Here is a 13,421-nt window from a genome sequence, read left to right as displayed (position 1 = left end):
GCGCCATGACCCAAGGCCTGGCTGATATGCGTCGTGACTACACCCGTGATGGCCTGACCGAGGCGCAAGCCCCGGCAGAGCCGTTCGGGCTGTTCCACCAGTGGTTCGCCGACGCGGTGAAAACCGAGCAAGCGCCGGTGGAGGCGAACGCCATGACCTTGGCGACGGTCGATCAGGACGGACGGCCTCATTGCCGCATTCTGTTGCTCAAAGGTCTGGACGAGCAGGGCTTCACGTTCTTCACCAACTACGAAAGCGCCAAGGGGCAGCACTTGGCGGCGAATCCGTTCGCGGCCATGACCTTTTTCTGGCCGGCCCTGGAGCGCCAGGTGCGCATCGAAGGTCGGGTGGTGAAGGTTTCGCCCGAAGAATCCGACGCCTACTTCCAGGTTCGTCCGCTGGGCAGTCGACTCGGTGCCTGGGCGTCACCGCAGAGCCGGGTGATTGCCGATCGTGCCGAACTGGAAGCGCTGCTCAAGAACACCGAGCAACGTTTCAGCGATACAGCGCCGCACTGCCCGGATCACTGGGGCGGTTATCGCTTGCTGCCGGAACGCATCGAGTTCTGGCAGGGCCGTGCGAGCCGCCTGCATGATCGCCTGAACTACCGCCTACAGGGCGCTGACTGGATTCTTGAACGTCTGGCACCCTAAGCAGTCTACCGTTCGGGATACCTTGCTGCAGCGGCCTCAAGCCACTGGGGCAGATCCCGACGCTTGATCTTCTGTGCGTGAGCGTTCGCCAGTTGCTGGAGCATGAAAGCTTTTTTCTGTTCGTCCTTCCCAGCCAAAGCCAATGCCAGGTCGCGGTCCATCCAGCGTTTTATCCGAACGTACAGCCACCAATGGAAGTACAGACCGGCGACGGTAGTGATGAAAACGATGAAGTAATCCATGACAATCCTTGGGGCGTGAATGTGCAGTGGCGCCTGTACCGGGCCTGAATCAAAACATTTTTATCCCGACCATGCCGTGACAGGCGTCAAGCTGCGGGGTTTAATGATCACCTGTCCTTTGGAGTTGATGCTATGCGTAAGTCTGTTTTGTTGGTTGCTTCCTTTTCCACGATGGCGATGTTGCTCACCGGCTGCCAATCCAGCCTGACCGGTGACTCCTACTCCCGTGATGAAGCGCGTCGTGTGCAAACGATTCGCATGGGCACCATCGAAGCGCTGCGCCCAGTGAAAATCGAAGGCACCAAAACCCCAATCGGCGGCGCTGCAGGTGCAGTGGTCGGCGGCGTTGGCGGTAGCGCCATCGGCGGCGGCAAAGGCAGCATCGTTGCCGCAGTCATCGGCGCAGTCGCCGGCGGCCTGGTAGGTTCGGCGGCCGAAGAAGGCCTGACCCGCACCCAAGGCGTCGAAATCACTGTGCGCGAAGACGACGGCAGCATGCGCGCCTATGTTCAGCAAGTTCAGGAGAATGAAGTGTTCCGCGTTGGCGAACGTGTGCGGATTTCTACTGTAGATGGCACGAGCCGCGTGTCGCACTAAGCGGGATGGGTAAAGAAAAACCCCGATCAGGTGACTGGTCGGGGTTTTTTGTGTCTGTGGTTTTCACCTGTTGCACATCAGTTGCAGTCTCTCTAGAGACAAGTCGTAGCCGTCAAACTCGCTATCATATTGCTCCCGGTTCCGGTTCCGGTTCCGGTTCACGGTGCCGCACGGGTGCCGATGAAATACTCCAAGCCTTCAGGGACATCGACGTTTAGTAGCCGCGCTATCTGAAGGATTTGACTGTCGGTTAGCTCAAGTTCAACAAAGACAGAACAATGTAAACCGGCTTCACCCCTGACCCCGCCGGAAACACAAGAATGAAATCCTTGTACTCAGGCGGATACACCGGGTTCACAATAATGCTGGCCGCCGCCGGCGTCGGCGGATACACCCAGATATGCGGCGCCTGCGGTGCAGCCTCCAGTGCTGGAATGCCGAGGGTGTCCGAGCCATCCACGGCCGGTGTCCAGATCAGTTCAGCACCTCCCTCGAGATCCGCCACCTGCTGGCTGCCGCGCAGTGTGAACTGCACGACATCGACCATTTCCCAATCGCGGTTTTTGCCGGTGTAGAACCCGTAGCCCTTGAGGCTGCCGTCAGCCTGCTGCTCGACCTGCAATCGAACGCGGGTTCTGGCCTGTTTCAGGGCACGCAGTTGTTCGTCGGTGTAGAGCGCGCTATCACCCGGGCTCGGCGTCCAGAACAACGCGACGACACCGGCCAATGTGGCGGCAGTGGCGGCTTCAAGTGCCAATAAAGGTGCAGCGAGCGCCGGGGCTCTAAGTGCCAGTCGACCTACGCCGAGGGAGACTGTACTGCCGCTGATGGTTTCGAGATTCAGCAGCCCGGCATCGTCTGTATCACGAGCACCGAGCCAGGCAATTTCTCCGTAATCCTTGAGGCTGTCGGTCGGAACCACACCCGAAGGATTCGAGTAATCGATAATGGCGTCTGGCAGGTTGCAGGACTTGGCAAAGACGCATCCCGCGCGAGGGATGTCGGGTTTTTTCGTCGAGGCCTGAAGCCTATCTTCAAAAGCCTGCTGCCGGGCGAGCATGGCGTCGTAAGCGCTTTGTCGCGCATCGCGCTCGGCCAGTTCGGTGGCTGTCATGAAGCGGTGGGTAACGTGATGACCGTCACCGGAGGGTGGGCTTTTAGCCCTGGGGACTTCCTTGTTGCCAGCCACTGATCTTCCTTGCGTTCGTCCGTCGACAGCCCCCAATAAAGGAGCTGTGCGACGTTAACGAACGAGGCGGATCGTGGCTGTAGGATGAATCCTTGATGCTGCTAGGAGCGTTCGCTTTCGCTCAGGACTGCAAAACGGCGCTCTTGCGACTCGCCATCGCCGTCACCGCATAACCAATCAATGCCGCGAGAATCGACCCGGTCAGAATCCCCATCCGGTCCATCCCGGCGTAGTCGCTGACGCCTGGCTCAAACGCCAGCGAGCCGACGAACAGACTCATGGTGAAACCGATCCCGCAAAGGATCGATACCCCCAGCACATGGCCCCAATTGGCGCCTTGGGGCAGGGCGGCGATGCCGATTTTCACCGCCAGCCAGGTCAGGCCGAACACACCCACGGTTTTACCCAGCAGCAGGCCGGTGGCGATACCCATCGGTACGTGGTGGGTGAAGCTTTCAACGGTGACACCGCTCAGAGACAGGCCGGCGTTGGCGAAGGCGAACAGCGGCAGGATGCCGTAAGCCACCCACGGGTGCAGGGCGTGTTCAAGGGTCAGCAGTGGCGAAGACTCGGCGTTTTTGGTGCGCAGCGGGATGCAGAACGCCAGGGTCACACCGGCCAACGTGGCGTGGACACCGCTCTTGAGCACGCAGACCCAGAGGATCAAGCCGATGATCATGTACGGTCCAAGCTTCACCACGCCGAGCCGGTTCATGGCGATCAGCGCGATGATGCAGGCAGCCGCCAATGCCAGCGACAGCGTCGACAGGGTGCCGGAATAGAAGATCGCGATGACGATGATTGCGCCCAGGTCGTCAATGATCGCCAGGGTCATCAGGAACAGCTTCAGCGACACCGGCACGCGTTTGCCTAGCAAGGCGAGTACGCCGAGGGCAAAGGCAATGTCGGTGGCCATCGGGATGGCCCAGCCACCCAAGGCTGCCGGATCGTCACGGTTCAAGAACCAGTAGAGCAGCGCCGGCACGACCATACCGCCAATCGCCGCGGCGCCGGGCAGGACGATTTGCGAAGGGTTCGACAACTGGCCGTCGAGGACTTCGCGCTTCACTTCCAGGCCGATCAGCAGGAAGAACATCGCCATCAGGCCGTCGTTGATCCACAGCAGTAACGGCTTGGCGATTTTCAGCGCGCCGATCTGAGCGACGACAGGGGTGTCCAGCAGCCCGCTGTAGAGCCACGACAACGACGAGTTGTTGATGATTAAAGCCAGGGCTGCCGCGGCGATCAGTAACAGACCGCTGGCAGCTTCCAACTGAAAGAAACGCGTGAAAGTGCTACGCAGAGGCAAGGTCGCTCTCCATCGATGAATTCAAAAGGTGGCACACCCTAACCCGTACCGTTAGTTGTTAAAACAAAAGTTATATTCTTTTTTGTTATATGCAGTAACAACGTGAAGGTTGGGACCGGGCTTGAGCCTAGCAGTTGCCGGCCGTATTGAACGTCAGCTGTACCTGTGCGGGATGTAGGTTTTTTCCTAAGCTTGAAGGCTGAGCCTTACAAGAAGGCCGACTCAACGAGAAAACCATCATGAGCGACAACCGACAGTGGGCCCGCGAAGCCATCCGGATCATCGAAGCAGACTTCCAGCGCAGCGCCGATACCCACCTGATCCCCTTGCCGCTGCCGGGTTTTCCGGGCATTGAATTGTATTTCAAGGATGAATCCAGCCATCCCACCGGCAGCCTCAAGCACCGCCTGGCGCGTTCGTTGTTCCTGTATGCGCTGTGTAACGGTTGGCTCAAGCCCGGTGCGCCAGTCATCGAGGCGTCCAGCGGTTCGACAGCGATTTCCGAGGCGTACTTCGCCAACTTGCTGGGTTTGCCCTTTATTGCGGTGATGCCGGCGACCACCTCGAAAGAGAAAATCGCGCAAATTGCTTTCTATGGCGGCAAGAGTCATCTGGTCGACGACCCGACCCAGATCTACGCCGAATCCGAACGGTTGGCGCGCGAGCATGACGGTCATTTCATCGACCAGTTCACCTACGCCGAACGCGCCACCGACTGGCGGGCGAACAACAACATCGCCGAATCGATCTTCCATCAGATGCGTTTCGAAAAGCACCCTGAGCCGAGCTGGCTGATCTCCAGCCCCGGCACCGGCGGCACCACCGCGACGCTGGGGCGTTACGTGCGTTATCGCCAGCATTGCACCCGCGTGCTGTGCGCCGATGCCGAGCGTTCGGTGTTTTTCGATTACTACCAGACCGGCGATGCCAGCCTGCGCCTGGAGTGCGGTTCGCGGATCGAAGGGATCGGCCGGCCGCGGGTGGAAGCGTCGTTCCTGCCCAAGGTGATTGATGCCATGGTCAAAGTGCCGGACGCGTTGTCCCTGGCGGCGATGCACTATCTGGCGCAGCGGTTGGGGCGGCGAGTGGGCGGTTCGAGCGGGACCAACCTGATCGGCGCCTTGATGGCGGCTCAGCAGATGGCAGCGGCGGGGGAGTCGGGGTCGATCGTGGCGATTCTGTGTGATGGCGGCGAACGTTATGCCACCACGTACTACGACCAGGATTGGCTCAAGGGCCAGGGCTATGAATTGAGTGGTTTGATGGAGAGGGTGGCGGCGAGTGTCGAGCGCGGTGAGGCGCTACCATCGACGGTACTGCGCGCCAACATCTGACACACTGAAGATCCCTTGTAGGAGTGAGCCGGCTCGCGATAGCAAAAGATCAGTCAACATCTCTGTTGACTGTTAATCCGCATCGCGAGCCGGCTCACTCCTACAGGGGGATGTGCATCAGGCTTCCAGGCCGAGGATATCGCGAGCCACGGCTTCCGCAATGCGAATACCATCCACACCCGCCGACAGAATCCCGCCCGCATAACCCGCGCCTTCACCCGCCGGGAACAAGCCCTTCACATTCAAGCTCTGCATCGATTCATTACGGGTAATGCGCAGCGGTGACGAGGTGCGTGTCTCGATCCCGGTCAACACCGCGTCATGCAGCGAGTAACCGCGAATCTGCTTCTCGAACGCTGGCAGCGCTTCACGAATCGCCTCGATGGCAAACGCGGGCAAGGCCAACGCCAAATCACCCAATGCAACGCCAGGCTTGTAGGACGGCTCAACACTGCCCAACTCAGTCGACGGCTTGCCGGCAATGAAGTCACCGACCAGTTGCGCCGGCGCTTCATAGTTGCTGCCACCGAGCACAAACGCATGGGATTCCAGGCGTTCCTGCAATTCGATGCCGGCCAGCGGGCCGCCCGGGTAATCGACTTCCGGGGTGATGCCAACGACGATTCCGGAGTTGGCGTTGCGTTCGTTACGCGAGTATTGGCTCATGCCGTTGGTGACGACGCGGTTCGGCTCAGACGTCGCCGCGACCACGGTGCCGCCTGGGCACATGCAGAAGCTGTAGACCGAACGGCCGTTCTTGGCGTGGTGCACCAGTTTGTAGTCGGCCGCCCCGAGTTTCGGGTGGCCGGCGTACTTGCCCAACCGTGCGCGGTCGATCAGTGACTGCGGGTGTTCAATGCGGAAACCCACCGAAAACGGCTTGGCTTCCATGAACACGCCACGGCCGTGGAGCATGCGGAACGTGTCCCGGGCACTGTGGCCAAGGGCAAGAATCACGTGTTTCGAATGGATCTGCTCGCCGCCGTTGAGTTCGACGCCGACCAGTTGGCCGTCCTCGATCAACACATCGGTGACGCGTTGCTGGAAGCGGACTTCGCCGCCCAGCGCGCGAATTTGCTCACGCATGTTTTCCACGACACCGGTCAGACGGAACGTACCGATGTGCGGTTTGCTGACGTAGAGGATTTCGTCCGGCGCACCGGCCTTGACGAACTCGTGCAGGACTTTGCGACCGATGAATTTCGGGTCCTTGATCTGGCTGTACAGCTTGCCGTCGGAGAACGTCCCCGCGCCGCCTTCACCGAACTGAACGTTGGATTCGGGGTTCAGCACGCTTTTACGCCACAGGCCCCAGGTGTCCTTGGTGCGCTGACGCACTTCGGTACCGCGCTCGAGGATGATCGGCTTGAAGCCCATTTGTGCGAGCAGCAGACCGGCGAAAATCCCGCACGGCCCGAAGCCTACGACTACAGGGCGTTGCTGCAGATCGGCCGGTGCGTGGCCGACCACTTTGTAACTGACATCCGGCGCCACGTTGACGTTACGGTCATCGGCGAACTTGTGCAGTATCGCGGCCTCATCCTTGGCGGTGAGGTCGATGGTGTAGATGAAGCACAGTTCGGAGGACTTTTTGCGCGCATCGTAGCTGCGCTTGAACAAGGTGAAATCGAGCAGATCATCGCTGGCGATGCCCAGGCGCTGCACGATGGCAGGGCGCAGGTCTTCTTCGGGATGGTCGATCGGCAACTTCAGTTCAGTGATTCGTAACATGGCAAGACCCGGTTCGCGGGGCGCACAACTGCGCCAAGGCGTTGGAAACCGGTGATTATAAGCCCCAAAGGCGGATTCCGTGAGGCTTAAACGATCAGTCGTTGCGCGCACCGCCGAAATACGCGCAACCACGCTGTACCTGGCCATTGATGCGCAGTTCGGCGCTCATGTGCTGGACGCTGCCGGTGCTGCTGTCGGTGCAGCGTTGCGGCGCGACCCACAGTTCGATGTGCTGGTTATTGGCTTCGGTACTGAGGTTGAAACGGCCGTCGCCCAGCTGTTCTTCCACATAAGGGACGGCCAGGGGCGGTTGACCGGCGCGATCGATCACCATGCCTTTGCCACTGACCTTGACGTTCCACTCAGGCGAGTGACCGGCCGCGCGCAGGATCTGCAGTTTGAAATTGGGATCGTCGCACGCCGTGCCCGAGCGCTCGACGCGGTACAGCTGCTCCAGATCAAGGCGGCTGTCGACGATGCGCCCGCGCACATCGGCAAACAACTTGCCCTTGGTATCGGCCAGAGACGCCGCCTGTTGCAGCACACTGGTGCCGCCGGTGTCGTTGACCACATAGCTGCTGGTTTCATTGCAGGGCTGGAACAGCAACTTGCCGTCCGCCGCCGTCAACTGGCCTTGCATACGGGTCTGGCCCGCGTGGGAGGCACTTTCACGCGGGCCATCAAACAACTGACAGGCAGCAAACAGCGGCAGCAGGGCAACGACGACTAAGGAACGGGCAACACGCATCTTTGGCTCTCCAGACAAGTGCCGCCACGTTACTCAGGCACGCTCGTGATCACAAGGCTTGTGTGCCAGGGATTGAGTTGCCGGGTGCGTCCCAGCATAGTGGCGCCCTTGTCCAGGATCGGGCTCTTTTCGGCATGAACCAACGTCTCTCTATTTTCCCCAAACGGTTGTACGCACTGGATGCACTGCGAGGTATCGCGGCGTTGGCGGTGGTGTTCTGGCATTGGCAGCACTTCTTTTTTCAAGGGGCAGTGCCGGGCCCGCTGCAAACCGAACTGCAACCTTTCTATAGCGTGTTCGCCTTGTTTTATCGACACGGTGGCGATGCGGTCGCGTTGTTCTTCAGCTTGTCCGGGTTCATCTTTTTCTGGTTGTTCGGTCATGCCGTGGCGCGTAGGGAGCTGACCGGAAAACAGTTCTTCATCGAGCGTTTCAGCCGCATCTATCCGCTGCATCTGGCGACCTTCGCCGCTGTTGCGCTATTACAGATGATCTATACACGGCATACGGGCAACGCTTTTGTTTATCCGTTCAACGATCTCTATCACGGCGTGTTGAATGTATTTCTCGCCCCTGCCTGGGGATTGGAACAAGGCTGGTCATTCAACGCCCCGGCCTGGTCGATTTCGGTTGAAGTGCTGCTCTACGCGGCATTCTTCCTGCTGTGGCGTTATTCGCCCCTGCCCATGCTGATCAGCATTTTCTTGATCGCCGTGGCCGCTTATGTGTTTCCTGCGCAGTACAAAATCACCTTGGGCGTGTTCAGCTTTTTCTGCGGTGGTGTTGGCTATGTGTGGGTGACGTGGCTGCTGCAACGAATGCCACCGCGCTGGGTGGGCATGGGGTTGACGATCGGGTGTGCGGCGGGGTGGTGGTTGTTCGGCGCTGATCAGCCGCTGATCAAATGTGTGCTGTTGTTCCCGCTGACGATCATGGCCATTGCAGCCTGTCATCAGGTACTGGAACCGGTTGCCCGGCGCTTGGCGTGGCTGGGGGATATCAGCTACGCCTCCTATTTGCTGCATTTCCCGCTGCAAATTATCGCCGCGCTGTTGGCGGATAAATTCTTTGCGGGGCGAAGCGTCTTTTATCAGCCGTGGACGTTGCTGCTGTTCTTTGCGGTCCTGATCGGTGCCAGCCTGATTTGCCACCGCTGGTTCGAACGGCCAATGCAACAGTGGCTGCGCCAGTTCGGGCGCGAGCGCCTGGCGAGCGAAGTGATCGCTCGCCAGTAATGCCTGTCAGAAAGGACGGTCAGCCGACGTGAAACGTCTGACCTGTCTGCAAGCCTTCCACGCTTTTGGCGTAGGCCAATGCCACATCGGCTGCGGGAACCGGTTTGAACCCGCGGAAGTAAGGCGCGTATTTGCCCATGGCTTCCAGCAGCACGTTCGGGCTGATCGAGTTCACGCGCAGGCCGCGAGGCAGTTCGATGGCGGCGGCGCGGACGAAGCTGTCCAGCGCTCCGTTGACCAACGCGGCCGAGGCACCGCTGCGAATCGGGTCATGGCTGAGCACACCGGTGGTGAAGGTGAACGAGGCGCCGTCATTGGCGAACTCGCGACCGATCAGCAACAAATTGACCTGGCCCATCAGTTTGTCTTTGAGGCCCAGGGCGAAGCTGTCTCCGGTCATTTCATCCAGCGGCGCGAAGGTCACGTTACCCGCCGCGCAGATCAGGGCATCGAACTTGCCGGTCTGTTCGAACAGCTTGCGGATCGAGGCGCTGTCGCTGATATCCACTTGAAAGTCGCCACTGTTGCGGCCGATGCGGATGATTTCGTGGCGCTGGGACAGTTCCTTGTCGACGGCCGAGCCGATGGTGCCGCTTGCGCCTATCAATAGAATTTTCATCGTGCTGATTCTCGATTGGTTGAAAGTGATCTCAGTCTAGAGTGGTTTTTTCTGTTGATAAGCGCACTAATAGGCAACCTTTGGTTTTCAAATGGAAACAATCCATGAGCGAAATGGATGACCTGGCGGCGTTCGCGGTATTGATCGAAGCCGGCAGTTTTACCTTGGCAGCGCAGCAACTGGGTTGCAGCAAAGGCCAATTGTCCAAGCGCATCAGCTTGCTGGAAACACGGTTTTCGGTGGTGCTGCTGCAACGCACGACGCGTCGTTTAAGCCTGACGGCGGCAGGCGCGGCGCTGTTGCCGCAAGCTCAGGCGCTTGTCGTCCAGGTCGAAAGGGCGCGTCAGGCATTGGCGCGGTTGAAGGACGACATGGCCGGGCCGGTGCGTATGACCGTTCCGGTATCGCTGGGGGAAACCTTCTTCGATGGTTTGTTGCTGGAGTTTTCCGGCAAGTACCCAGAGGTGCAGATCGAGCTCGATCTGAACAACAACTTTCACGACCTGTCTCGGGATGGTTTCGATCTGGCGATTCGTTCCGAGGTGGGCAAGGACGAGCGATTGGTGGCTCGGCCACTGCTGGCCTGGCACGAGATGACCTGCGCCAGTCCGGCGTATCTTGAACAGTATGGCGAACCGCAAACACCGCAGGCCCTGGCCGAACACCGTTGCCTGCTCAACAGTCATTACAGCGGTCGCGAAGAATGGCTCTATCACCAGCAACATGAGTTGCTGCGCGTACGGGTGTCGGGGCCGTTTGCCAGCAATCACTACAGCTTGCTGAAAAAAGCCGCATTGGCGGGGGCCGGCATTGCGCGCCTGCCGTCCTATTTACTGCAAACGGAATTGGCTGACGGGCGATTGCGCTGGCTCCTGCGTGATTATCAGACGCGGCGCATGCCGATGTACCTGGTTCACCCGTATCAGGGCGGTTTGCCGAAACGCACGCAGGTGCTGGCGGATTACCTGATCGGCTGGTTCAAGCGCAGCGGTGAGGCGCTGGATCGCCTTAGCCTCGCACGGTCCGTGTAGCCGCTGTCGAGCTCGCGAGGCTGCGTCCGGCTGCGCAGCAGTCGTAAAATCAGTCACTGTGGTCTGACAGGTAAACCGCGTTTGCAGGTTTTGCGACCGCTTCGCGTTCGAACGCAGCCTTCGGCAGCTGCTACAGGGGGGCTGGGTTAGCGGGCGAAGCGTCGGGCGATCAGGTGATCAATCGACAATTTCCCCGGCCCCGTCGCCATCAAATACAGCAACACCGCCGCCCAGGTACCGTGAGTCGGGTACGCATCCGGGTACACGAACAGTTGAATCGTCAGGGTCATGCCGAGCAAGGCCAACGCCGAAAAACGCGTGGCAAAGCCAATCAAAATCAGTACCGGGAAAAAGTGCTCGGCAAACGCCGCCAAGTGCGCTGCGATCTCTGGCGACAGCAACGGCACGTGGTACTCGCTCTTGAACAATGCAATGGTCGAATCGGCGAGGCGAGGCCAGCCGAGCTGGAAGGTGCCGTCGATCAAATCAATGGCGAGGCCTTCGACCTTGGTTTGTCCGGACTTCCAGAACACCGCCGCGATGGAGAACCGCGCAATGAAGGCGATCAGGCTCTGTGGAATCATCTCCAGCAGCGCGATAGCGCGGCTGATCGGGTTCTGAGTGTTCATGGCGATACCTTGTTTTGGTGGAGGTGAGTAAGGGCGTTGTGGCTGATCAGCAAGGCCAGGGTTTGGCTGAGGTCGAACGCGGGGGCGGACGCTGCTGCCCGGAGCAGCGGCTGACCGTTTTGCAGGTTCTGAATGAAGGCGCTGGCGCCGGGTTCGATGACGAAGACTTCAACGTCCAGGCCATTGCGCAGGATCAACGCGTGTTGCCCGTGGTCCAGATCAATCCCGGCCAGCGTTGCGTCTTGCTGATGGGCAGCCCAGATCGAGACCACGGCGAAGGCTGACGTCAGCAGGTTGAGCGAGGGGTGAAGTTCGACGCTCAGCTCGCTCAGGGTGTGCGGGTCAGCGAGCGCTGCGCCGATCTGTTCAGGGTTCAACGGCTGGGCGTCGGCCGCGTGATAGGCGAGGGTGCGCAGGCGTTCCAGTCGCGCGACATCGGCCAGGTACGGCACGCTGACCGCCGGTTCGAAGCCTTCGATAAAGTCCGCCAAGTCGTGGCCGTAATCCTTGATCAACGGGCTCTGAGGCGCATTGCCGAGCAAATAGATCGCGGCCATGGCACGGAAAAATTCATTGCCGACCAATTGCGCAACCACGGGGTAGCTGTGCGCCAAGGCGTTGATCAGCGAACTCTGTACGTTATTGCGATACACCGCGAACCGGCTGGCGGGATCGGCGCCGTTGGCACTGAACACACCTTCGGGGCAGTTCAGTCGGGGATCAAGCAGGGCAGCAGCAAACGCGGCGTGCGTGTTCATGACCGGCCTCCCGCGCACCGCAACCGTTCATCGGCCTGAGACGCCTCGGCGTGCAAGACGCTGAAGGCCGGCAACTGATTGTCGCGTTCGATCAGGGTCGCTATCGGGCCTGTTCGCTCCAGTACGTGCTGGTACAAGGTCCAGACGGCGTTATCGATGGGGGCGCCGTGATCATCGATCAGCAGACGGTCACCGAGGCTGTCGGTGTCTTCGGCGAAGCCGGCCAGATGAATCTCGCCGACGGCATGGAGGGGCAGGGCGTCGATGTAAGCCAACGGATCGCGCTGATGATTGATGCTCGATACATAGACGTTGTTCACGTCCAGCAACAACCCGCAGCCCGTGCGACGGATGACTTCGTTGATGAAGTCAGCTTCATCGTACGTCGAGGGTTCAAACGCCAGATACGTTGCCGGGTTCTCCAGCAGCATCGGGCGTTTGAGGGTGCTTTGGACGTGATCAATGTGTTCACAGACGCGGCTCAGCGTCGGCGTGTCATAGGCCAGGGGCAGCAGGTCATTCAGAAACACCGGGCCATGGCTGGACCAGGCCAGGTGTTCGGAAAAGGACTGGGGTTGATAGCGCTCGATCAGTACGCCGAGACGCTTGAGGTGCTGAATGTCCAGTGGACCTTCAGCACCAATCGACAAGCCCACGCCATGCAGCGACAGCGGGTACTGCTCGCGAATCAAACCCAGGTAGTGATGAAACGGGCCGCCGGCCACCATGTAGTTTTCGGCGTGGACTTCGAAAAAGCCGATGTCCGGTTGTGAACCGAGCACTTCACGAAAGTGCTCGGTCTTGAGCCCCAGCCCGGCGCGGGGCGGGAGCCCGAACGGTAGATTGTTCATGGTCGACACTCGGGCTGGGTTGGGATCAGGCTTTGGCTTTGAACGCTTCCATTTGCCCGAAACCGGTCGGCGAGGTCTTGCTTTCGGTGGTGGCGCAGGTGCCTTTAGGGACGAGTTTCCAGGCGTTAGGCTGGAAATCGGTTTTCGAAGTGCCAGCGCAGGTGGTGCCGGCGCCTGCTGCACAATCGTTATGACCTTTCATGGCCACGCCGAAGCATTTTTCCATGTCGTCGGCCGCGTGGGCGGTGGACACGGCGGCCATGCTCAAGGCAGAACCAAGGGCCAGAACCAGGGCTGTGGCGGACAGGGTGCGGGTGGAAGCAGTCATGATGTTTCTCCGGTTTTTGAGGTGTCGGTCAGCAACGTTTGTGCTGGCTTACCCCTCTAGAGAAACGTCGTGGCGATGCGTTACAGCGGTCTCCAAAACTTTTTTAAAAAACTTCAATACACACCACATCCCTGTAGGAGTGAGCCTGCTCGCGATCTCGGTGGAGG

15 protein-coding genes and 1 pseudogene are annotated in these 13,421 nt (G+C 59.7%); 5 read left to right on the top strand and 11 right to left on the bottom strand.

Translation table 11 applies throughout. The features are described from left to right. Window positions 1–5 precede the first annotated feature (5 nt). A complete protein-coding gene (gene pdxH / locus SB725_RS05910; RefSeq protein WP_027925644.1) occupies window positions 6–653 on the top strand; it encodes a pyridoxamine 5'-phosphate oxidase in 648 nt (215 codons plus the stop codon). A 5-nt stretch (window positions 654–658) separates the two neighbouring features. Here the strand turns inward: pdxH and SB725_RS05905 are convergent, their stop codons facing one another. After that, on the bottom strand, window positions 659–895 hold the full coding sequence (locus tag SB725_RS05905; protein WP_027925643.1) for a hypothetical protein: 237 nt from the start codon (window positions 893–895) through the stop codon (window positions 659–661). Between the two features lie 132 nt (window positions 896–1,027). Here SB725_RS05905 and SB725_RS05900 point away from each other — a divergent pair, with 132 nt between their 5' ends. After that, a complete protein-coding gene (locus SB725_RS05900; RefSeq protein ID WP_027925642.1) occupies window positions 1,028–1,492 on the top strand; it encodes a glycine zipper 2TM domain-containing protein in 465 nt (154 codons plus the stop codon). Window positions 1,493–1,650: 158 nt separating this feature from the next. Here SB725_RS05900 and SB725_RS05895 read toward each other — a convergent pair whose 3' ends face one another. The 3 genes and pseudogenes from SB725_RS05895 to nhaA all read right to left on the bottom strand — a co-directional run bounded on the left by SB725_RS05895 (window position 1,651) and on the right by nhaA (window position 3,990). Next, window positions 1,651–1,722 carry a hypothetical protein gene (locus SB725_RS05895; protein WP_410921475.1) on the bottom strand — a complete coding sequence of 24 codons (72 nt, stop codon included), beginning with the start codon at window positions 1,720–1,722 and terminating at the stop codon, window positions 1,651–1,653. Window positions 1,723–1,757: 35 nt separating this feature from the next. Beyond that, window positions 1,758–2,681 (bottom strand): annotated as a pseudogene (locus SB725_RS05890) (S-type pyocin domain-containing protein); the annotation flags it as partial. 121 nt (window positions 2,682–2,802) lie between these two features. Further along, window positions 2,803–3,990: a Na+/H+ antiporter NhaA gene (gene nhaA, locus SB725_RS05885; RefSeq protein WP_027925641.1), complete on the bottom strand. Its 1,188-nt coding sequence runs from the start codon at window positions 3,988–3,990 to the stop codon at window positions 2,803–2,805. A 236-nt stretch (window positions 3,991–4,226) separates the two neighbouring features. Between nhaA and SB725_RS05880 the strand changes: the two genes are divergently transcribed. Further along, complete coding sequence (locus SB725_RS05880; RefSeq protein ID WP_172825951.1) at window positions 4,227–5,324, top strand: PLP-dependent cysteine synthase family protein; 1,098 nt, start codon at window positions 4,227–4,229, stop codon at window positions 5,322–5,324. 117 nt (window positions 5,325–5,441) lie between these two features. On the opposite strand, the gene SB725_RS05875 is transcribed toward SB725_RS05880, so the two are convergent. After that, a complete protein-coding gene (locus tag SB725_RS05875; protein WP_027925639.1) occupies window positions 5,442–7,055 on the bottom strand; it encodes an NAD(P)/FAD-dependent oxidoreductase in 1,614 nt (537 codons plus the stop codon). 94 nt (window positions 7,056–7,149) lie between these two features. Next, on the bottom strand, window positions 7,150–7,803 hold the full coding sequence (locus SB725_RS05870; RefSeq protein ID WP_027925638.1) for a COG3650 family protein: 654 nt from the start codon (window positions 7,801–7,803) through the stop codon (window positions 7,150–7,152). Window positions 7,804–7,937: 134 nt separating this feature from the next. Between SB725_RS05870 and SB725_RS05865 the strand changes: the two genes are divergently transcribed. Next, window positions 7,938–9,038, top strand: a complete 1,101-nt coding sequence (locus tag SB725_RS05865; RefSeq protein WP_410921424.1) for an acyltransferase family protein — start codon at window positions 7,938–7,940, stop codon at window positions 9,036–9,038. Between the two features lie 19 nt (window positions 9,039–9,057). On the opposite strand, the gene SB725_RS05860 is transcribed toward SB725_RS05865, so the two are convergent. Continuing rightward, window positions 9,058–9,657 (bottom strand): short chain dehydrogenase, encoded by a 600-nt coding sequence (locus SB725_RS05860; protein WP_027925637.1) that lies wholly within the window; start codon window positions 9,655–9,657, stop codon window positions 9,058–9,060. 104 nt (window positions 9,658–9,761) lie between these two features. Between SB725_RS05860 and SB725_RS05855 the strand changes: the two genes are divergently transcribed. Beyond that, window positions 9,762–10,688, top strand: a complete 927-nt coding sequence (locus SB725_RS05855; RefSeq protein WP_027925636.1) for a LysR family transcriptional regulator — start codon at window positions 9,762–9,764, stop codon at window positions 10,686–10,688. Window positions 10,689–10,834: 146 nt separating this feature from the next. Here SB725_RS05855 and SB725_RS05850 read toward each other — a convergent pair whose 3' ends face one another. From SB725_RS05850 to SB725_RS05835, 4 genes are read right to left on the bottom strand one after another with little or no spacing between them, the layout of a single operon-like run. Continuing rightward, window positions 10,835–11,317: a DoxX family protein gene (locus SB725_RS05850; RefSeq protein WP_410921423.1), complete on the bottom strand. Its 483-nt coding sequence runs from the start codon at window positions 11,315–11,317 to the stop codon at window positions 10,835–10,837. Beyond that, on the bottom strand, window positions 11,314–12,075 hold the full coding sequence (locus SB725_RS05845) for a putative DNA-binding domain-containing protein (protein WP_410921422.1): 762 nt from the start codon (window positions 12,073–12,075) through the stop codon (window positions 11,314–11,316). Before SB725_RS05845 ends, SB725_RS05850 begins: the two co-directional genes overlap by 4 nt. Then, window positions 12,072–12,926 carry a DUF692 domain-containing protein gene (locus tag SB725_RS05840; RefSeq protein ID WP_410921421.1) on the bottom strand — a complete coding sequence of 285 codons (855 nt, stop codon included), beginning with the start codon at window positions 12,924–12,926 and terminating at the stop codon, window positions 12,072–12,074. Before SB725_RS05840 ends, SB725_RS05845 begins: the two co-directional genes overlap by 4 nt. A 25-nt stretch (window positions 12,927–12,951) precedes the next feature. Next, window positions 12,952–13,254, bottom strand: coding sequence for a DUF2282 domain-containing protein (locus SB725_RS05835; protein ID WP_027925632.1), 303 nt, complete (start codon window positions 13,252–13,254; stop codon window positions 12,952–12,954). Window positions 13,255–13,421 lie beyond the last annotated feature (167 nt).

The organism is Pseudomonas sp. SIMBA_041 (assembly GCF_046535095.1).
GTDB lineage: Bacteria > Pseudomonadota > Gammaproteobacteria > Pseudomonadales > Pseudomonadaceae > Aquipseudomonas > Aquipseudomonas mucoides.
The sequence above is the reverse complement of the archived record's forward strand: the minus strand, read 5'-3'. Positions and strand labels throughout refer to the sequence as shown.